Origin of the sequence: Streptomyces sp. NPDC050548 (assembly GCF_044457385.1) — a bacterium.
GTDB lineage: Bacteria > Actinomycetota > Actinomycetes > Streptomycetales > Streptomycetaceae > Streptomyces.
On record NZ_JBITGV010000007.1, the window covers coordinates 273,660 to 293,386 of the forward strand.

The following is a 19,727-nucleotide window of genomic DNA, read 5'->3' on the forward strand; positions in this document are numbered from 1 at the left end:
CTGTTCGCACGTCTTTCGGGCAAGCCGTTCGTAAAAAGAGCGGTCGGCCGTGCGGCCGGTGCCACTTGCCCGCTTCCGGGCCGTATGACAGCCGTATGACGACCGCCCGCCGGCAGCAGGTCTGTTTCGACCCGGCGCATCATCCGGTGGCGGTGGGCCCGGCTCAGCGGCTGGAAGGCGCGCCCTTCCCTTCCCGGGCGAGCATGCCGAGCAGGATGACGTCGAGGGCGCCGTCAAGGCGGTCGCGCAGGTCGAACGGAGCGGGCTCCGCCCGGATCCAGCGCAGGATCGTGGAGAAATAGCAGGCGGCCAGCATGGCGCCGATCTGTTCGGCGTCGACGCCTGTCCGGAGCTCGCCGCGCTGCCGCCCCTGCTCGACGATCTTCGCCAGTTCGATTTCGAGGGACGGGTCGTGCAGGAGGCTGCCGACCCGGGCCGCGGCGTCCATCAGGATGGTGGTCTCCGCCCGGGAGGCGATGTTGAGCTCGGCCATCTCCCGGAGGTAGCGGCGCAGCCGGTCGCCGACCGACAGGTCCTGCGCCGGGGACGAGCCGAGTATCTCCGCGACGCGCGCCCGGCGGCGGGCGCCCCACTCCTCCAGGAAGCCGACCTTCTGGGAGAAGTGGTTGAAGACCGTGGCCCGGGCGACGTCGGCGGTCTCCGCGATCTGCTCCATGGTCGTCGTCTCGTAGCCCTGGGAGACGAACAGGTCCAGCGCGGCGGCGTAGAGCTGGTCGCGCACCTGCCGGCGCTTGCGCTCGCGACGTCCGGCGGGCCGAGCGTCCGCCGCGGGTGTGGCTCCCGCCTCCGGGATCTTCATGGCGCTCAGTACAGCACAGGCGTGCAGGAGTCTTGACCGCCGGAGCCCTCGTATTTAGATTGCAGTCCATTGATGGACTCCAGTCCATTGATTTCCGGTCCATTGACGGACTCGAACTGGAGGCAACGTGGCTTCCCTGGTTTCCCCCGTGCGCCCGGTCGACCTGGGCCGTGGTTGTCATGCGTGGATCCCGAGCGCCGGCGGCTGGGGCATGAGCAACGCCGGGCTGGTCGCCGGCCGGGGCGAGTCCCTGCTCGTCGACACCCTCTTCGACCTGCGTCTGACCCGGGCCATGCTGGACGGACTGGCACCGCTGACCGGCACCGCGCCCATCTCGACCGTGGTCAACACCCACGGCAACGGCGACCACTGGTTCGGCAACCAGCTCGTGGCCGACGCCGAGATCATCGCGGCCCGCGGATCCCTTACCGACATGCGGCAGGCGGGCCCGGACGAGGTGCGGGCGCTGCTGGCCGAGGACAGCGACGCCGGACGGTACGCCCGCCGGATCTTCGCTCGCTTCGACCATCGCGACGTCCGACCCGTCCTCCCGAACCGGGTGTTCGACGGCGAGACGGTCCTGGACATCGGGGGGACGGAGGTCCGGCTGATCGACGCGGGCCCCGCGCACAGCGCCGGAGACACGATCGTCCACGTCCCGGGCGCCCGGACCGTCTACACCGGTGACATCGTCTTCGCCGGCTCCACCCCCCTCGTCTGGCACGGCCCGTTCGCGTGCGGCCTGGCCGCCTGCGACCTGCTGCTGAGCCTCGACGTGGACACCGTCGTGCCCGGACACGGCCCGGTCACCACCAAGAAGGCCGTCCGGGCCGTCCGCGACTACCTGTCGTACGTCCATGAAGAGGCCACCGCCCGGTTCACCGCCGGGATGCCGGCCGCGGACGCGGCCCGGGACATCCGCCTCGGTCCCTTCGCCGGCCTGGAGGAGAGCGAACGCCTCGCGGTCAACGTCTACACCGTCTACCGCCAACTCGACCCCGGCCTGCCCCCGCTCGACGGCCCCCAGCTCTTCGGCCGCATGGCCTGCCTCGCCTGCCCCTGAGCCGCGTCCACCGCGCCGGCCCCCACCGACTGACGGCCCCCACCGACTGACGGCCCCCCTCGACTGCCGGCTCCGTCGCCGCACCCCTCCCCGCCGGCCATGACCCGCACCCACGAAGGAGGAGACATGGTCTCCAGCCCCGCCTACGACCCACCCGCCGCACCCTCCGGCCCACCCGCCGACCCGTCCGGCACGCCGGCCGTCCCGCACCCGGGCACCATCGTCGCCGGATGCCTGGCGGTCTGCCTCGCCCAGATCGGCCTCGTCCTGCCCGCCGCGATCAACGGCGTCATCCAGCGCTCCCTGGGGACCTCCGGTGCGGAACTCACCTGGATCACCGACGCGTTCCTCGTCCCCGCCGCGGTCCTGGCGCTGACCTTCGGTGTCGTGGGCGACCTGTACGGCCGTAAGAAACTCCTGGTGGGCGGCGCCCTCCTGGCGGCGGTCGGCTATCTGGTCTCCGCCACTTCCGGCTCACCGGCGCAGCTGATCACCGGACAGGCGCTGTCCGGCATCGGCGCCGCGGCCCTCTTCCCCGCCTCCCTCGCCGTGATCACCGCCGGGACCCCGACACCGGCGGCCCGCGCCCGGGGACTCGCCTCCTGGACCACCGCGCTGTCCCTGGGCGCCCTCATCGCTCCGCTGCTCTCCGGCGCGGTCGTCGAACACGCCTCCTTCCACTGGGCGTTCGCGGCCGCAGGCGTCCTGGCGGTCGTCACCGCGGCCGTGGCCTGGCGGCTGGCCGCGGAATCGAGCGCACCCGAAGGCCGCTCACTGGACTGGCCGGGGCAGATCACCATCGCCCTCGCCCTGCTGGCCCTCCTCTACGGCATCATCCAGGGCCCCACCGACGGCTGGGGGTCGGTGACGGTCGCCGGCTCCTTCGTCGTCGCCGCGGTGATGCTGGGGGCGTTCATCGCGGCGGAGTCACGCGGCACGTCACCGATGCTGCGCCTGGAACTGTTCCGCAGTCCCGCGTTCTCGGCCTCGGCCGCCATGGCGGTGATCGGCATGTTCGGTTTCCTGGGCGGCGCGTACGACCTGAGCATCCGGCTCGGTGTCATCCAGCACCAGAGCCCGCTGCGGGTCGCGGTGTCGTTCCTGATCATCCAATCCGTCACCCCGCTCATCTGGCCACTGCTGGTCCGTCTGCTCCAGCGGGTGGGCCCGGGCCCGATGCTGGTCACCGGCTTCGTCTCACTGGCCGCGGCCCAACTGTGGCTGCGCGCGGTGCCGGTGCACGAGACCGGGATACCCGCCCTGCTGGGGCCGCTCGTGCTCAGCGGCGTCGGCTTCGGACTCGTCGTCGCCGCTGTCACCGCCGCCGCCGTCAACGCCGTACCACTCCACCTCACCGGCATGGCCGCCGCGACCACCAGCCTGGTCCGCGACCTCGGCCAGACCCTCGGTCCCGCGGTCGTCGGCGCCGTCGCCCTCGCCACGGCCACCCACCAACTGACCGACAGCCTCGGCGCGGCGGCACTCACCCCCGCCGAACACGGCACGGCCACGGCCGTACTCGACGCGGGCGGCCCGCTCGCGCTGCACACCGCCGACCTGGGTCCGCTCAGCGTCAAGATCGCCCCACTCACCGAACGGGCCCTGGCGGCCGGATACGGCGATGTCCTCCTGCTCACCGCCGGAGCCTGCGTGACCGCCGCCGTGATCGCCGCCGTGAGCCTGGGCGTCAGGCCGCGCGGCGCCGCCCCGGCCCGGCCGGAAGGGAGCCGGTCATGAGGTTCGCGACCTTCCTGCACGGCGGCCGACGGCAGTCGGGAGTCGTGGTGGACGACAAGGTCCACCCCTTCGAAGTCCCCGCGGAACTCCTGGAGTTCATCAAGGCGGGAGAGGACACCCTGCGCACGGCGGCGGAGGACGCCCTGGCCGGCACATCCCCCCTGCCCCTGGCGGACATACGACTGCTCCCTCCTCTCCAGCCGCCCACGGTGCGGGACTTCGTCACCTTCGAACGTCACGTGGAAGGCATGGCGCGCGGCCACGGCGACACCGTCCCCGAAGAGTGGTACGCGGCCCCCACGTTCTACTTCACCAACCCCTACGCGATGCTCGGCGCCCACGACGACGTACACGTCCCGCCCGGCTGCGAGCGCTTCGACTTCGAACTGGAAGTAGCCGCCGTCATCGGCAGGGCCGGCCGCGACCTCGGCCCGGACCAGGCCCGCGAGCACATCATCGGCTACACGATCCTCAACGACTGGTCCGCCCGCGACCTGCAGGGCCGCGAGATGAGAGTCGGCCTGGGCCCGGCCAAGGGCAAGGACTCCGCCACCACCCTCGGCCCCTGGCTGGTCACCGCGGACGAACTCGAACCCCACCGCACGGCCGACGGCTTCCTGGACCTCCACCTCACCGTCGCGGTCAACGGAGCGACGGTCGGTCATGACCGTCTCGCCAACATGTCCTGGACCTTCGAGGAGATGACGGCCTACGCCTCCCGCGGCACCTGGGTCCGCCCCGGCGACGTCCTGGGCTCCGGCACCTGCGGCAACGGCGGCTGCCTGGCCGAACTCTGGGGCCGCCACCGCATCCTGGAACCACCTCCGCTCACTCCCGGAGACACGGTCACCATGACCGTGCAGGGGATCGGAAGCATCAGCAACACCGTCGTAGAAGGCGTGCCGCCCATACCCGTGCCACGCGCACGTCAGGGACTCCGATCCGGGGAGACGGGGCCTGCCGCACGATCGTGATCAGTTCCGCGGCCAGGCCGGCTCAGGAGTTCTCGGGCCACCCTCGATTTCCGGTCCGCAGGCGCAGTTGGCGCACGAAATGCTCGGCCGCGCCACGGCGTCCGCCCTCGGACCGGAGGTCCGGCTCGTCCGCGGGGTGGTGACGTCCCCTCAACGAGGCTCAACGAGGCGATGTCGGCCGCGTCGTCGTACGGGACGGGCAGCGGCTGGACAGCTCGGTCGTCTTCGATCTGCCGCTCACGGACACGCACGGCGGGAGCATCGCCGCGGGGGACCTCGCGGTTGCCCTTCGCGGCGCACTGGCCGACTGCTCCGAACGCGAGGTCGAGCAGGCGCCGAGTGATGCCTTTGGGATCCCTGTGCTCGACGCGTTCGCCGCCGTCCACACCTTCATGGCGCAGCCACGCTTCCACCTGGCGGACGCGCTGCACGCCGCAGCCGCGGCCTTCGCCGTCCTCCCGGAACCGGACGAGCCCGCAGAACTACGGCTGCGGGGGTTCCTCCTTCTCGACGAGGCGACGTACCGTCCGTACCTGGACACGCCCGAGTCGGAGGACGCGCCGCCGTTCGGTGCCGACCTTCCTCTGCGAGACGAGGACGGTTCAGTCGTCGTCGGCGTGACGGCAGCGCACGCCGCGCTGCCGGTCCTTCTGCCGGGAGAGTTGGAACGCCTGGGGAAAGACGTCCACGACCCCTACTGCCGTGCCGTCCACGACTTGGTGGACTGGCTCACGGGCCGCTGACCGAACGGCTCCGAAGACCGGTCCGCACAGGTCGAGTTCTGCTCCGGCAGCCTTTCGGTTGCCGGAGCAGGGCTGTGCACGCGACACGTCTGTGGTCAGGACGTCAGCCGAGGGTTGGAGCTGTCCCGCAGGCATCGTGGCTCCGAAGCTCCCCCGGCCGGGCGGCCCCGCAGGTTCAACTGCAAGGACTCCCGTCCGACGCCGTTCTCCTGCCGATCATCCTGGTACGCCTCGCGATCGTGGACCGACGTTCGTCCCGTCCCGTCCCGGACCGCCGACATGCCGCCGAGCCGCTCCTGGACGGCTTTCGCCGCCTGGCCCTTCTGGTTGTCGGAATCCCTGACTGCCTCCACCTCGGTCATCACCGAGCGTCCAGGACGTCTTGCTTCGCGCAGGTGGCGGATGGCGGGCGGCAGTTTGCGTATGCGACTTGCTGTCCACAGGGGTGCCTGGCCCCGGCTTAGGGCACACGGAGGGCACGGAACCCTCGAATTGGACTAGACAACAAACAACCCCCAGGCCGCTGACCTGAGGGCAAATTCTGGAGCGGGTGACGAGAATCGAACTCGCACTCTCAGCTTGGGAAGCGACGGCGCTCGGGCCGGTACATGGCTTCTGAACTGCACAGATTCGTTCTGTCGCTGCAGGCGTGAGTGCTTGGTGGCACCGCTGCTGACCGTGATTGTCCGCTCTTACGGGCACGCTGTGGGCATGGGGGTGGACCAGTAGCCGGGCCGTGCAGCGCGCAACGCCTGCGCCGACCGAACCGCATCGTCTGTGGGTCTGATCTGGAGGGTCCGTCGCGACTGCATACACCGGAGCTGACAGGTGGACCCGCAAATGTTGGTGACGTATTCTTCTATGTACATCACCAACATTGTGTGGGAGGCGCGGTATGTCCGTGACCCAGATCGACATCGACGACGACGCCCTGGAGCGCGCCATGGCTCTGGCTCACGTCCGGACCAAGAAGGAGGCGGTCAATCTCGCTCTGAACTTCTACGCCGAGCAGCAGGAACGCGCGGCGCGCATCCGCCGTCACTTCGAGCGTGCGCGTGAGTGGGGTGCCGTCGAGGACGCCGAGCGTCTGCACAGGGCGGAGAAGCACAGCCGGTGATCTACTTGCTCGACACGTCCGGCCTGGTCCGGCTGCTCCGCGAGCCGAAACTGCAATCTGCCTGGTACGAAGCGATCGACGCCGGGGCCGTCGCGTCCTGCTTCGTGCAGCGCGCCGAGTTCCTGTACAGCGCCCGAGACCGTCGCGAGTACGACGAGATCGCGGAGATGTTCTCCGACCTCTATCCAGATGCGGCGGTACCGAAGCACGCCGGACGGTGGATCAGCGCGGTGCAACACCGCATGGCCCAGGCCGGGGAGCATCGCAGCGCCTCGGCGGTGGACCTCCTCATCGCCGCTACCGCCGCCCACCACGGCTTGGCCGTTCTCCACGACGACGCCGACTACCGCGCCATCGCCCGGCACGCGTCCGACCTCACCGAGCACAACATCCACGACGTCGTCTGACGTGCTTTTGCCGCCCGACGCCTTCCTGACCTTCCCCTCGTAGCGTAGAGACCCTGACTGCAGGGGAAGTTGAATCCGACCCGTCCCATGGACTGGGTCACGCCCAGGCGGCGGCAGGCCCGCCGAAAGCGCCGGGAGACGTACTCGCTGCCGCGGTCGCTATGAAAGATCACGCCTTTCACGTCGCCGCCGCGGGTGGCCGCGGCCATGTTCAGGGACGCGACGACGAGTTCGGCATCATGCCGTTCTCCCATCGCGTAGCCGAGCAGGCGGCGGGAGAACAGGTCGATGACGGTGGCGAGGTAGAGCTTGCCCTCGCCGGTGACGATCTCGGTCATGTCGCCGCACCACACCTGGTCCGGGGCGTCCGCGCTGAAGTCCCGGCACACGAAGTCCGGGGCGGCGGCCCGTCTACCGGGGCGGGTCAGCCCGCGCCGACGTCTCATCTTCCGTCCGGCCGGACCGAGTTCGGCCATGAGACGGGCGACGGTGTTCACCGAGACCCGCCAGCCGTCGCGGACCAGCAGGAGCCAGACCTTCGGCGAGCCGTAGGTGCCGCCCGAGTCCGCGAAGATTCCCTTGATGGCGTCGGCCAGCTTCCCGCGCCGGACCTCGCGGGCGGTGGTGGGCTTGTCGCGCCACTTGTAGAACCAGGACTCCGACACTCCCACAATCCGGCAGGCCAGGCGGTGCGGAACGTGGTGTTCGGTCCTCTGGTTACCGATGAACGCGGCCAGGGCGGCCGGGTCCGTCCCGGTCACTTCACCCAGAGGACCATGCATCGCTTGAGGACATCGCGCTCCATCTCCAGCTCCCGTATCCGGTTGTTCTTCTCGCTCATCTCCCGCCGCAGCCGCTCCAGTTCGCCTCGCTCGCTCTCCCGCATCCGCCCTCCCGCGACCTCCGGCGCCGGCCGGTCCGACGACGCCGTCCCGTTGCGGCGCCAGCGCGACACCCAGCTGTGCAGCGTGCCCGCGTTGATCCCGAGCTCCTCGGCGACCTCCGGAACCGGCTTCCCGGTCTCGATCACGATGCGTACAGCACCCTCACGGAACTCGGCGTCAAACGTCCGCTTCTCGGTTCCCATGAACCTCAACTTCTCCTGCAATCACAGACTCCACGCTACGAGGGGAGGGACAGGTCGATCATTGTGGACCATTGCCGCCGATCTACCGGCTCTGAGCCTCGGTTCTTCGGCTGCTGAGGTTCGGCACTGGTCGCTGCTGTTCGTGGTCGTTGGTGTCAGCCGCCGCAGGCGGTGTTGACAAAATGCCCCCGGCTGCTACTGGAGGCGGGAGAACTGATGAAACAACTGCCGGGAAGCACGGGAGCGCTGCGCGCGGGTCCGGGAACGGTGATCGAGGGGCGGGAACTCGATGGTTATGAGCTTTTCGGCGGCGAGGTCCTGCCCGTCGAGGACCCCGCCGAGCGGCCCGTCTTTCGCAACATCACCTTGCGCGGTTGTGCAGTGCGCGATTGCTTCTTCGAGGGGGCTCTCCTGGAGGACGTCCTCATCGACGGCCTGACCGCGCCCCAGACCCCCCATCAGCGGGTGCTGGCGTGCGCTTTCCACCGGGTCGCGCTCCGTGGGCGCATCAGCAATGTCACCCTCTTGCCGGACCTCGGCCTGTCGCATGCCGGGCTGCAGCCCCGGTATCGGCGAGCGAACGGAGAACACTGGGTCGAGCTCATCTCCGAGGGGGACTGGGCCCTCGACATCTCCGGGATCACCAGCGGCCTGGACTTCCGCAGTGCGGTACCGGCCCGTCTGGTGCGCCGAGATCCGGAGACACAGGTGGTGGTGACGGCAGAGCAGGCGGCCGACGCCGACTGGCGGAGCGTGCCGGGCCTGGAGAAGTCACTGCTGGGCGTGCACATCAGGCTCCTCCAGATTTCGGACCACCGCGACACCATCCTCATTGCCGACAAGTCCGCCCCCGACCGCGCACGCCAGGTCGGGATGCTGCGCGAGCTCCAGCGAATCGGCGCCGCGCAGCCCGACTAGGGCTCTCTTCCCGACTGCCTCCACCACCATCCTCCCCAGCTCCCATCCCGTCCGCCGTCGACCCACACACTGTGGAGCGGGCGTGGTTCATGGCGTCCAGGTGGAGCGCGCCACTGTACGAACGACCTGGACGCCATGGGCCGCGTCTGCTCGGCTCTGCCTGGGTCGACGGTGGACGGGATGGGAGCACCCCGCGCACGCCCCTACGGACCCGCAGCCGCGTACGGCGCCCCCTCCATCCCGGTGCCGGCTGATCCCCCGCCGGAGGCATGTTCTGGCCGTGGCTACTGCATGTCCAGGTCTCTACTCGGGGCCGTAGCTTGCTGCGGCCCCAGGGCTTGGCCCCGGCGCCGAAGGCGCAGAGGGGCCGGAGCCCAGGGGCCAGCCCGCGCTTGCGCGGGCACTTGAACCAGTAGAGAAAGTTGTAACTCAGTAGGTCGTATGGGGCTGTTGTGGTCGCCTGGAGTTGGCGCTGATATGGATCACTCACGGCGTCCGGTACGAAAGCACTGGGGCACTCCCGTCTGCAGAGGCGGCGAGAGAGTCCGAAACGAGTAGGCAGTCGCCGGTGCCCTTTGAAGTGGTCAGCGGCGCCTGGTCACACTCGTTGTACGTATGCGGCTCGCCACTCAGGTGACGGGTCCGATCCCAGCTCTGTCCAGTACTCCCGGCCATCAACGATCGTCCCGCCCCGGACCGTCCAGAACGACACCACGCGGTGGACCCCCATCGCGTCGTGAGGGACTTCCACCTCGGAGACCACCACCTCGCCGTCCGCCACGATCCGCAGGACCTTGATCGCCCACCCTTCTGGATACTCCGACGCCGGTGTCCGGGCTGTCGTACTCCCGGCCTTCCTCCACAAGGACGTGAAGCAACACCTTGCGTGGTTCGCCGAGAAGGAACCGGACGGGTTGCTCTTCGTCGGCGAGAAAGGGGCCCCCTTCCGCCGCACCTCCTTCGGCCGAAAGTGGCGTCGGGCTCGCACGGTCGTCGGCCTCCCGGACGGCTTCCGTTTCTACGACCTCCGCCATACCGGACACACACTCGCGACCCGCTCGGGCGCCACCCTCAAGGACACGATGGTGCGCGCCGGCCAGTCCTCCGAAAAGGCCGCGCTGATCTATCAGCACTCCGACGAGGAGCGGCAGCGCGACCTGGCCGCCGGACTCGACGACATGGTCCGCGCCGAACGTGCGAAGAACCACAACGACAACAGCGCACACCACAAGGAGGAGCCCACCGGCAGCTAGCAGCGCCCCTACGGCGCGGTTGTGGTGCGCACCCCGCCCACTGGTCCAGACAACAAAGAACCCCCGGGTCATCGACCTGGGGGTTTCGCATGGAGCGGGTGACGAGAATCGAACTCGCACTCTCAGCTTGGGAAGCTGATGTTCTACCACTAAACTACACCCGCGAAAGACGCCGGTTGAGCCGGTGTCGAATGCCTGGTCACTCTACCTCATGCCCGGCCGGCGGCGCTGAAGCCGTGGGGTGACGGTCGTGTTTCGGAGGGTGGACGCGGCTGCGGGGGGCCGGAGTTGGGGCGTACGGTGGAGGCGTGGAAGAGGGTCCGGGTGGGACGGAGTGCCGCCTGGAGAGTCGTTCCTTTCATCCCGTAATGTGGCATTTGGCGTCCGGCGAGCAGCAGCCGGACGCGGCTCTTGGGGAAGGGACTCATGGACTTGATGGAGCGCACCGTCGTCCGTTGTGCCGATGGGCACGTGTTCAGCACCGCTTCGTTCCCGATGCAGCAGGCCGAGCGGCTCGGCCCCGGACGGCTCGTCCGGTGTCCACGGTGTGCCCGGCTCCGCAGCGCGGTGCCGGTGACCTTGGAGAAGCAATAGCGGTGACACGGTAGGCAGTCGCTGGCGCGCGGGTCCGTCCGATTGTGGTCGGTCCGCGCGTCTTGCGTATCCTCGGGGCGTGCTTCTCTCAGACAAGGACATCCGGGCCGAGATCGACGCCGGGCGGGTCCGGATCGATCCCTACGACGAATCCATGGTGCAGCCGTCGAGTGTCGACGTGCGCCTCGACCGCTACTTCCGGGTGTTCGAGAACCACCGCTACCCCCACATCGACCCCTCCATCGAGCAGGCGGACCTGACGCGGCTGGTGGAGCCGGAGGGCGACGAGCCGTTCATCCTCCACCCTGGCGAGTTCGTGCTCGCCTCGACCTACGAGGTCGTCTCCCTGCCCGACGACCTCGCCTCGCGACTGGAGGGCAAGTCCTCCCTCGGCCGGCTCGGGCTCGTCACGCACTCCACCGCCGGCTTCATCGACCCCGGCTTCTCCGGGCACGTGACACTGGAGCTGTCGAACCTCGCGACACTCCCCATCAAGCTCTGGCCCGGCATGAAGATCGGCCAGCTGTGCCTGTTCCGGCTCACCTCGCCCGCCGAGTTCCCCTACGGCAGCGAGCGCTACGGCTCCCGTTACCAGGGCCAGCGCGGCCCCACCGCCTCCCGCTCCTTCCTCAACTTCCACCGGACGCAGGTGTGAGCATGGGAGACACGGACATGGACATGGACATGGACGTACGGGAGAACCTGACCTACGAACGCTTCGGCGTCGCCGTCCGCGAACTCGCGCAGACCATCGCCGACGACGGCTACGAGCCCGACATCATCCTCAGCATCGCCCGCGGCGGGGTATTCGTCGCGGGTGGACTGGCCTACGCCCTCGACTGCAAGAACATCCACCTGATCAACGTCGAGTTCTACACCGGCGTCGGCACCACCCTCGACATGCCCGTGATGCTCGCGCCCGTCCCCAACGCGATCGACTTCTCCTCCAAGAAGGTCCTGATCACCGACGACGTCGCCGACACCGGCAAGACCCTCAAACTGGTCCGCGACTTCTGCATCGACACCGTCGCCGAGGTACGCAGCGCGGTCGTCTACGAGAAGTCGCAGTCACTGGTGAAGTGCGAGTACGTATGGAAGCGCACCGACGACTGGATCAACTTCCCGTGGTCGGTCGAACCGCCGGCAGTCCGGCGCGCGGGCCAGGTTCTCGGCGCCTGAGAGTGGTAGTCGTTCCTTCGGCCCTACGACGACGGTGGGCTCCCGGTACGCACCGGGAGCCCACCGTCGTCGTAACCGAAGAACCGCTAGAACGTGCCCAGTTTCACGATCGACAGCAGGGCGATCAGCTGGATCGCGGAGGCGCCGAGGGCCTTGGGCCAGGGGAGGTCGTGGGAGCGGCTGACCATCATGGTGAGGAGGGCGCCGGCCGCTACCCAGGTGGCCCAGCCGAGGGCCTGGACGAAGGTCGCGTCGCCGCCGAAGAACATGGCGAAGACCAGGCGGGGGGCGTCCGTGAGCGACATGATCAGCATGGAGAGGCCGACCGTGGGCTGCCAGGCTCCGTCGCCGCCCAGTTGGCGGGCCAGGGTGTGGGTGACCACGCCCAGGACGAAGGACGACAGCACCAGTGCCACGGCCGTGATCAGGACGATCGGGACCGCGTTCGCGAGCGTGGCGTTTATGGCGTCCTTGCGGGCGCCGTCGAAGCCGAAGACCGCGAGCAGGCCGTAGAGGAACGTCACGATCAGGGCGGGGGCCCACATCGTGTAGTCCCGCATCTGGAGGAACGTCTGCTGGGGTGCGAGGACGATGCCTCGCAGCAGGTCCTTCCAGTGCAGGCGGGGGCCCACCGGGCCCGCGGGGGCCTGTGCCGAGCCCGCGCGGTACGTACCGCCCTGGGTGTACGGGTCCTCACCTACGGAGAACGCCTGGGTGTTGCCCGGGTTGTTCGCCGCGTACGGGTCCGGGGTGGTCGGCGGGTGACCGCCGTGGCCGTATCCGCCGCCGTCGCCGAAGTACTCCGGCTCGTCGCCGTAGCCGCCGTTGCCGGCGTTCCCCTGGGACCACTGCCGGCCGCCGCCACCCGCGGGGCTTCCGTACTGCGGTTGCTGCTGCGGGTACGGCTGCGGCGCCGCGGGGTAGCCGTACGGCTGTCTCTGCGGCGCTCCCTGCGGTGCCGGGGGAGCCTGCTGCCCGTACGGAGGTTGTTGAGGGCGCGCTTGCGGGGCCCGGCCGTCCCGGCCGCCGCGTCCGATCCTGAATCCAGCCACGTCATCGAACGTACCTGGTTCCGCAGAGTCACGGGCCGGGCCGGGGGTTTCGGGTGGGGCTTTGCTGCCGAGCTGTGACATCCCCTAAGGGACGTAGGGGGAGGGCGCGGATCTCCGCCGGGCCCGTGGCGTACGGCCGCAGGACCGGCGGAGAAGAGGAGCTGGGGTCTAGTCGGCGAACAGTGCGCCGAACTGCGGTGTGCCCGCCGTCGAGACGCCCGCCGCGCCCGCGGAGATGGCGCGGGAGCCGGTCGTCACGATCTTCGTGCCGTTGGAGGGCAGGTAGGTCACCGCGCCGTCGGCGCTGTTCTCGTACGAGCCCACGATCAGGTCCGCCTTGCCGTCGCCGTTGACGTCGTCGAGCTTGACGTCGGCGCCGAAGAGGTCGTTCTTCTCGTCGGCGCCGGGCACGCCGGCCGTGCTCTGGGCGAAGGACTGGACGCCCGTCGTGGTGTTGACGCCGCTCGCCGAGCCGTAGATGACCGTGACCATGCCGGCGTTGGTGGCGGCGCCGAGGTCCTCGTTCGGGGCGGAGGCCACGACGTCCTGGTAGCCGTCGCCGTTGACGTCGCCCAGGTCCAGGTCCCAGCCGAAGGCGTCGCCCTTCTCCGAACTGCCGGGTATGTTCCCGGAGTTCTGGGTGATGCCCGTGGTGGCGGCGGGGCCGGACGCGGAACCGTAGGTGATGTTCACCTTGCCGCCGGTCGCCGAGTCCGGGACGGTCGTACCGTCGCTGGTCGTGGCGTCCCAGCCGGCGCCGCTGACGATGTCGCCGTAACCGTCGCCGTTGATGTCACCGATGCCGGTGACGACGCCGGGCTTCAGGGTCCGTACGCCCGCGATGCTCAGGCCGCTCGCAGCGCCCGGCACGTAGTAGTTGGTGTTCCAGCCGTTGGACGTCTGCGTCTCGAAGCCGTCGACCACCAGGTCGGTGCGGCCGTCGCCGTTGACGTCACCGGCCGTGAGGTGCTTCGGACCGTACGGGAAACCGGTCGTGCCGGCGTGGATCGGGGGCTTGATCGTGTAACGGCCGCCGGGCTTGCCGGTGGAGCTGCTGAAGCCGCCCTTGTAGACATAGACGGTGGCGGCCGAACTGCCCACCGCCAGGTCTGCCTTGCCGTCGCCGTCGAAGTCGCCGGCGGCCAGGGTCTGGCCCCAGTTGTCGTGCCCGGACACGGCCGGGTCCGGTACGTCGCTGCTCTTGCCGGTGAGGCCGCTCTTCGACCCCCACAGGATCGCGAGGGCGCCGCCGTCGGTGTCGGTGCCGACCTTCTCGTACGGCGAGCCCACGGCGAGGTCGTCGTAGCCGTCGCCGTTGAAGTCGGCGTATGCCGTCGAATAGCCGAAGTAGTCGCCCTTCTCGGCGGTGCCGGGTACGTTGCCGGAGTTCTGGCTCAGCGTCGAACGCTTTGTGGACGACACTCCGGTGGCCGTTCCGTACAGGGCTACGACCTGGCCGGCGTCGGCCTTTCCGGACACGTAGGCGCCGGGCGCGGAGGCGACGATGTCACCGATTCCGTCGCCGTTGAAGTCGGCCTTCGCGATTTTGAAGGAGTCGGCGGCGGTTGCTGTCGTCACCGAGAGGGTGAGCAGACCGCCCGTCAGCGTGGCCGCGGCGGCCGTGGCGAGGGCGAGTCGCAGGTACTGCTGCATGCGGGGTCTCCTGGCATGCGGGGGATGCGTGGCGGGCATCCGCGTCGATGGGGTGCGTACCACCTGTGTTTGCTGGGAATTGCCCTTGGCTTCATGGGTGGTTGGCGATCAGGAGACCCTTGGTGGGGCGTAAGGGTTGTGCGTGATCTCGGTACATCTCCGATGTTGGTGTGGGGGGAGGGGGAGGGGGGTGGGGTGGTGCTTGCGGGTGTTGTGAAGTGGCCCAACGGTGACTTGTAGAGCCACATCCGCTGTCGCGTCATGACGTACAGACGTTCTTGAGCTCGTCCGCTGCCGCGTCGATCTTGCTGGAATCCGGGGTCGTATCGCCGTTCAGGATCGCCTTGTTGTAGTCGGAGATCGCCTTGTCCAGATCGGCGACCGCCTTGTCGACCTTGCTGTCGTCCGAGTCCGTGTTGATCTTTTCGAGGTTCTTGTCGATCGTCGTGATGGATTCGTCGGTGCGGGTCGGATCCTTCGCCGCGTCGACGCCCGCGTCGTGGATCGCCTTGAGGCTGTCGGAGATGGTGTTCCAGTTCTTCAGACAGTTCAGGGAGTCGGAGGCGTCGGAGGTGTCGGTCGGGTCGCAGGCCGTCAGGAGTCCGGCCGTCAGGGCCATGGCTGCGGCTGTCGTGGCCATGATGGCCGTACGGCGGACGCGCGGGCGATGCGTGGTCAGGCGATGCGTGGTCATGGGAAGCCTTTCGGGTCGGAGCGGGTTCGGTGGGTGACCGCGGTTGTGGATCGGACCGTCAGGCCCAGGGCTCGTCCGTCGAGGTGCGGGGCGACGCGTTGGCCGGTCCCTTGCGGAGGTTGGAGATCAGGCCGCCCGCCGCGCCCAGGGAGACCAGGCCCATTCCGGCCGCCGTCGCGATGCCCTTGGCGCCGTCCATGGCGAAGTAACTGACCACGGCCACACCGCCGTTGAACAGGAACAGGAACCACAGGGTCGAGGTCTTCGACAGAAACGCCTTGATCTTCGGCTTCTTCGCGATACGCGAGCCCGTCAGTATCGAGACGGCGATACCGGCGAAGGTGGCCGCGGTCTTCGCCGTACCGTCGAGCACGGTGCCGGAGGCCGTGCTCGCGGCGAGGCCGCCGACGAAGAACGACCACAGCAGCAGGTTGGCGATGAACGACTTCACGGTGGCGAGCAGCGATTTCACGGGATTTCCTTCGGGGATCGGTGAGGAGGAGGCGAGGATCGGAGGGGCTTGATCTCTGACCTCTACGATTCCGTCGCGCGCTCGCCGTCACGAGGGACCGTTCTCCCGGATGCATGGTGTAGCGCGCTACACCATGGGGTTGGTGGTGGGGGCAGGGGGCGCAGAGGGCGCGTTTCCCTCAACAAGTCACATGGCGGCGGGAGTTGGGCGGCGTACGAGTGACTCGTCGGCTGGGTCCTCTGGGCTCGGACCGGCCGCACCGGCCTGACCGTGGCGTGTTCCCGGGTCGGCGCCCGTTGCTCCGAGGGGGACGACAACGCCCCGCACCCTCCAGTGAGGGTGCGGGGCGTTGTCGTAGCGGACCGGCTTGTTACTTGACCGGCTCGGGCTCCGGGGCGTTCTCCGGTTCCGCGGTGCCCGCCGGGGGCTCGTCGTCGGCCGGCTTCTTGACCGAGTCCAGGAGGAGCTGGGCCACGTCGACGACCTGGATGGACTCCTTGGCCTTGCCGTCGTTCTTCTTGCCGTTGACCGAGTCCGTGAGCATGACCAGGCAGAAGGGGCAGGCCGTGGACACGATGTCCGGGTTCAGGGAGAGGGCTTCGTCCACGCGCTCGTTGTTGATGCGCTTGCCGATGCGCTCTTCCATCCACATGCGGGCGCCGCCCGCGCCGCAGCAGAAGCCGCGTTCCTTGTGGCGGTGCATCTCCTCGTTGCGGAGGCCGGGGACGCTGGCGATGATCTCGCGCGGGGGCGTGTAGATCTTGTTGTGGCGGCCCAGGTAGCACGGGTCGTGGTAGGTGATCAGACCTTCCACCGGCGTCACCGGGATCAACTTGCCCTCGTCGATCAGGTGTTGGAGCAGCTGGGTGTGGTGGATGACCTCGTAGTCGCCGCCGAGCTGCGGGTACTCGTTGCCGATGGTGTTGAGGCAGTGCGGGCAGGTCGCGACGATCTTCTTCGCGGCGCGAGGCTTCGCCGACTCCGGCACCACCTTGCCGTCGTCGTCCAGTTCCTCGCCGAACGCCATGTTCAGTGCCATGACGTTCTCCATGCCGAGCTCCTGGAACAGAGGCTCGTTGCCGAGCCTCCGCGCCGAGTCGCCGGTGCACTTCTCGTCGCCGCCCATGATGGCGAACTTGACGCCCGCGATGTGGAGGAGTTCCGCGAAGGCCTTCGTCGTCTTCTTGGCGCGGTCCTCCAGGGCGCCGGCGCAGCCGACCCAGTACAGGTACTCGACCTCGGTGAGGTCCTCGATGTCCTGGCCGACGACCGGGACCTCGAACTCGACCTCCTTGAGCCACTCCAGGCGCTGCTTCTTGGCGAGCCCCCAGGGGTTGCCCTTCTTCTCCAGGTTCTTGAGCATCGTGCCCGCCTCGGACGGGAACGCGGACTCGATCATCACCTGGTAGCGGCGCATGTCGACGATGTGGTCGACGTGCTCGATGTCGACCGGGCACTGCTCGACGCAGGCGCCGCAGGTGGTGCAGGACCACAGGACGTCCGGGTCGATGACGCCGTTGTCTTCGAGCGTGCCGATGAGAGGGCGTTCGGCTTCCGCCAGAGCCGCGGCCGGTACGCCGGCCAGCTGCTCCTCCGTCGCCTTCTCCTCGCCCTCCATGGACTTGCCGCCGCCCGCGAGCAGGTAGGGCGCCTTGGCGTGGGCGTGGTCCCGGAGGGACATGATCAGGAGCTTGGGGGAGAGCGGCTTGCCGGTGTTCCACGCGGGGCACTGCGACTGGCAGCGGCCGCACTCGGTGCAGGTGGAGAAGTCCAGCAGGCCCTTCCAGGAGAACTGCTCGACCTGGGACACGCCGAAGACGTCGTCGTCGCCCGGGTCGGTGAAGTCGATCGGCTTGCCGCCCGACGTCATGGGCAGCAGCGCGCCCAGCGAGGTGCCACCGTCGGCGTTCCGCTTGAACCAGATGTTCGGGAAGGCCAGGAAGCGGTGCCAGGCGACGCCCATGTCGGTCTTCAGGGCGACCGTGATCATCCAGATGAAGGAGGTCGCGATCTTCACGCCGGCGAAGAGGTACGTGAGGTTCTGGAGGGTGGAGACGTCCAGGTGCCGAAGGGCCGACACCACGGGGTACGAGATGAAGAAGGACGCCTCGTAGGCGTCGACGTGGTGCTGGGCGCCTTCGAGCGCGTGCAGCATGAAGATGCAGACGCCGACGATGAGGATGACGGCCTCGACGAAGTACGCCTGGCCGAAGTTGGAGCCGGCGAAGCGGGACTTGCGGCCCGGTTTGTTCGGCTTGCTGAGCTGGCGGATGACGATCAGGGCGAGGATGCCGACGACGGTCATGGTGCCGATGAACTCGACGAAGACGTTGTACGGCGCCCATTCGCCGATGACCGGCAGCAGCCAGTCGGCCTGGAAGAGCTGGCCGATGGCGTTGACGATCGTCAGCAGCAGCGAGAAGAAGCCCACCGCCACGAACCAGTGCGCGACCCCGACGACGCCCCAGCGGTTCATCCGGGTGTGCCCGAGGAACTCCTTGGCCACGGTGACGGTGCGCCGGCCGGGTTCGTCGGTGCGGGTGCCCGCGGGCACGTTCTGGCCGAGTCGCATGAAGGTGTAGATCTGCAGGACGGCACGGGCGAACAGCGCCACACCGACCACGATCAGAACCAGCGACACGATGATCGCGGCGAGTTGCATTTCAGGGCTCCTCGGGCCTGCGAGGGGTCATTACCAAACCAAGAACATTACTAAGCGGTAACTTAATCGGTCCGACCGAGATTACCCCCATTCTCTGTCGCACTGTAGCCAGCGGTGCGGTGATCTATGTCGCTGAGGGTCGCCTTAAAAACCTGTGACGGTCCGATCGTGTTATTCGTACTGAATTGGTACATTTGCGTCTAATTTGGAACCGTGCTCTACGGGATTCTCGCCGCCACGACCGCCCTGCTCCTCTCCGCCCTCCTCGCCGCGCTGCTCCGGGTGCCCGCCCTGCGCGCCCGGATCCTCGACCGGCGGCGGCGCACGCGCCCGGTACCGCTGCTCGGGGGACTGGCCGTCGTGATCGCCGTCGCGGCGGTGACCTGGGGGTGCGACTGGACCGGCGTCGCACCGCTGGGCGACGACGTCGCCGGCCTGCTGACCGCCGGGTCCGCCGTGGCCGCGCTCGGACTGGTCGCCGACGTGTGGCGGCTCAAGACGCGGTTCCTGGTGCTCGGTACGGCGGTGGCGGCGGCCTGTGTCGTGCCGTACGGGGAACTCGGGGTGGTCGGCGGGCTGCTGGCGGCGGCCTGGATCGTGTTCGTCGCCGCCGCCTTCAAGGGGCTCGACCACGCCGACGGGCTCGCGGGGACCGTGGGGGTGGTCACCGCCTTCGGGGTGGGGGCCTGTGCCGCGATGGAAGTCATGGACGGGTTCGCGGTGTTGTTGAGTGTGCTGGCCGCCGCGCTCACCGGGTTCCTGATGCACAACTGGCATCCCGCGCGGATCGCGCTCGGTGCCTGCGGGTCGCTGTTCACGGGCTTCGTGCTCGCCTCGGCGGCCGTGGTCACCCGTGCCGGGCACGACCTCGCGTCCAGTGCGGGCGTGCTGTTCGCGCTCACCGCCGTCGCGAGCGCCGACGCCGTCCTGGTGCTGCTGTCGCGGCGGCTGGCCGGGCGGGCGCTGCTGCGGGGCGGCCCGGACCATCTCGCCCACCGGTTGCGGCGGTTGGGGCTCACTCCGCAGGGGGCGGTGGTGCTGCTCGGGATCGGGGCGTTCTCCGGGGTGCTCGTCGGGGTGCTCGTGCACAACGGGTGGGCGGGTGAATCCGCCGTGATGTGGGTGGCGGGCGGGGCCCTGGTCGTCGTAGGAGGGCTGCTGAAAGTCTCTGTCTACGGGGTGCGGCGGGCCGGGTCGTCGCAGGTCGGGGCGCGGTTGCGTGTAAGGAACGGATAAGAGTTGAGCCTACTCGACTCAGCTCTGTTGACCCAGCGGTGAGTGTCGTGCACACTTGAGTCCGTT

At 68.8% G+C, this 19,727-nt stretch carries 18 protein-coding genes, 1 tRNA gene and 1 pseudogene; 11 read left to right on the plus strand and 9 right to left on the minus strand.

Annotated features, from left to right (window positions below; genetic code table 11):
• Window positions 1–163: 163 nt before the first annotated feature.
• Window positions 164–820, minus strand: coding sequence for a TetR/AcrR family transcriptional regulator (locus ACIBJH_RS21615; RefSeq protein ID WP_399118459.1), 657 nt, complete (start codon window positions 818–820; stop codon window positions 164–166).
• Between the two features lie 127 nt (window positions 821–947).
• Here ACIBJH_RS21615 and ACIBJH_RS21620 point away from each other — a divergent pair, with 127 nt between their 5' ends.
• The 6 genes from ACIBJH_RS21620 (at window position 948) to ACIBJH_RS21645 (ending at window position 6,861) form a co-directional block, all read left to right on the plus strand.
• Window positions 948–1,883 (plus strand): MBL fold metallo-hydrolase, encoded by a 936-nt coding sequence (locus tag ACIBJH_RS21620; RefSeq protein WP_399118460.1) that lies wholly within the window; start codon window positions 948–950, stop codon window positions 1,881–1,883.
• Between the two features lie 126 nt (window positions 1,884–2,009).
• Window positions 2,010–3,620, plus strand: a complete 1,611-nt coding sequence (locus tag ACIBJH_RS21625; RefSeq protein ID WP_399118461.1) for an MFS transporter — start codon at window positions 2,010–2,012, stop codon at window positions 3,618–3,620.
• Window positions 3,617–4,594, plus strand: coding sequence for a fumarylacetoacetate hydrolase family protein (locus tag ACIBJH_RS21630; RefSeq protein ID WP_399118462.1), 978 nt, complete (start codon window positions 3,617–3,619; stop codon window positions 4,592–4,594). The genes ACIBJH_RS21625 and ACIBJH_RS21630 overlap by 4 nt, the downstream gene beginning before the upstream one ends.
• Before the next feature lie 359 nt (window positions 4,595–4,953).
• On the plus strand, window positions 4,954–5,337 hold the full coding sequence (locus tag ACIBJH_RS21635; protein WP_399118463.1) for a hypothetical protein: 384 nt from the start codon (window positions 4,954–4,956) through the stop codon (window positions 5,335–5,337).
• Between the two features lie 895 nt (window positions 5,338–6,232).
• Window positions 6,233–6,454, plus strand: a complete 222-nt coding sequence (locus ACIBJH_RS21640) for a type II toxin-antitoxin system VapB family antitoxin (protein WP_399118464.1) — start codon at window positions 6,233–6,235, stop codon at window positions 6,452–6,454.
• The gene (locus ACIBJH_RS21645; protein WP_399118465.1) at window positions 6,451–6,861 is read left to right on the plus strand and encodes a PIN domain-containing protein; all 411 of its coding nucleotides are present in this window, start codon (window positions 6,451–6,453) and stop codon (window positions 6,859–6,861) included. Before ACIBJH_RS21640 ends, ACIBJH_RS21645 begins: the two co-directional genes overlap by 4 nt.
• Here ACIBJH_RS21645 and ACIBJH_RS21650 read toward each other — a convergent pair.
• Both ACIBJH_RS21650 and ACIBJH_RS21655 read right to left on the minus strand, forming a co-directional pair.
• Complete coding sequence (locus tag ACIBJH_RS21650; protein ID WP_399118466.1) at window positions 6,798–7,643, minus strand: IS3 family transposase; 846 nt, start codon at window positions 7,641–7,643, stop codon at window positions 6,798–6,800. The two genes, ACIBJH_RS21645 and ACIBJH_RS21650, sit on opposite strands and share 64 nt — an antisense overlap.
• The gene (locus tag ACIBJH_RS21655) at window positions 7,619–7,948 is read right to left on the minus strand and encodes a transposase (RefSeq protein ID WP_399118467.1); all 330 of its coding nucleotides are present in this window, start codon (window positions 7,946–7,948) and stop codon (window positions 7,619–7,621) included. The genes ACIBJH_RS21650 and ACIBJH_RS21655 overlap by 25 nt, the downstream gene beginning before the upstream one ends.
• 216 nt (window positions 7,949–8,164) lie before the next feature.
• Between ACIBJH_RS21655 and ACIBJH_RS21660 the strand changes: the two genes are divergently transcribed.
• Together ACIBJH_RS21660 and ACIBJH_RS21665 are read left to right on the plus strand one after the other, a co-directional pair.
• Window positions 8,165–8,866, plus strand: a complete 702-nt coding sequence (locus tag ACIBJH_RS21660) for a hypothetical protein (protein WP_399118468.1) — start codon at window positions 8,165–8,167, stop codon at window positions 8,864–8,866.
• Window positions 8,867–9,684: 818 nt separating this feature from the next.
• Window positions 9,685–10,119 (plus strand): annotated as a pseudogene (locus ACIBJH_RS21665) (site-specific integrase); the annotation flags it as partial.
• Between the two features lie 90 nt (window positions 10,120–10,209).
• Here ACIBJH_RS21665 and ACIBJH_RS21670 read toward each other — a convergent pair.
• Window positions 10,210–10,283, minus strand: a tRNA-Gly gene (locus ACIBJH_RS21670).
• A 509-nt stretch (window positions 10,284–10,792) separates the two neighbouring features.
• On the opposite strand from ACIBJH_RS21670, the gene dcd reads away from it, so the two are divergent.
• Both dcd and ACIBJH_RS21680 read left to right on the plus strand, forming a co-directional pair.
• A complete protein-coding gene (gene dcd / locus ACIBJH_RS21675) occupies window positions 10,793–11,368 on the plus strand; it encodes a dCTP deaminase (protein WP_019055444.1) in 576 nt (191 codons plus the stop codon).
• A gap of 29 nt (window positions 11,369–11,397) precedes the next feature.
• Complete coding sequence (locus tag ACIBJH_RS21680) at window positions 11,398–11,892, plus strand: phosphoribosyltransferase (protein WP_399118618.1); 495 nt, start codon at window positions 11,398–11,400, stop codon at window positions 11,890–11,892.
• A gap of 86 nt (window positions 11,893–11,978) precedes the next feature.
• On the opposite strand, the gene ACIBJH_RS21685 is transcribed toward ACIBJH_RS21680, so the two are convergent.
• From ACIBJH_RS21685 to ACIBJH_RS21705, 5 genes are all read right to left on the minus strand, one after another.
• A complete protein-coding gene (locus ACIBJH_RS21685; RefSeq protein WP_399118469.1) occupies window positions 11,979–13,025 on the minus strand; it encodes a YIP1 family protein in 1,047 nt (348 codons plus the stop codon).
• A gap of 87 nt (window positions 13,026–13,112) precedes the next feature.
• Window positions 13,113–14,597, minus strand: a complete 1,485-nt coding sequence (locus tag ACIBJH_RS21690; protein WP_399118470.1) for an FG-GAP and VCBS repeat-containing protein — start codon at window positions 14,595–14,597, stop codon at window positions 13,113–13,115.
• Window positions 14,598–14,856: 259 nt separating this feature from the next.
• Window positions 14,857–15,291: a hypothetical protein gene (locus ACIBJH_RS21695; RefSeq protein ID WP_399118472.1), complete on the minus strand. Its 435-nt coding sequence runs from the start codon at window positions 15,289–15,291 to the stop codon at window positions 14,857–14,859.
• A 58-nt stretch (window positions 15,292–15,349) separates the two neighbouring features.
• Window positions 15,350–15,763: a hypothetical protein gene (locus tag ACIBJH_RS21700; RefSeq protein ID WP_399118473.1), complete on the minus strand. Its 414-nt coding sequence runs from the start codon at window positions 15,761–15,763 to the stop codon at window positions 15,350–15,352.
• Between the two features lie 370 nt (window positions 15,764–16,133).
• Complete coding sequence (locus tag ACIBJH_RS21705) at window positions 16,134–18,425, minus strand: (Fe-S)-binding protein (protein ID WP_399118474.1); 2,292 nt, start codon at window positions 18,423–18,425, stop codon at window positions 16,134–16,136.
• 213 nt (window positions 18,426–18,638) lie between these two features.
• Here ACIBJH_RS21705 and ACIBJH_RS21710 point away from each other — a divergent pair, with 213 nt between their 5' ends.
• Window positions 18,639–19,661, plus strand: a complete 1,023-nt coding sequence (locus ACIBJH_RS21710; protein WP_399118475.1) for an MraY family glycosyltransferase — start codon at window positions 18,639–18,641, stop codon at window positions 19,659–19,661.
• The last annotated feature ends 66 nt before the right edge of the window (window positions 19,662–19,727 follow it).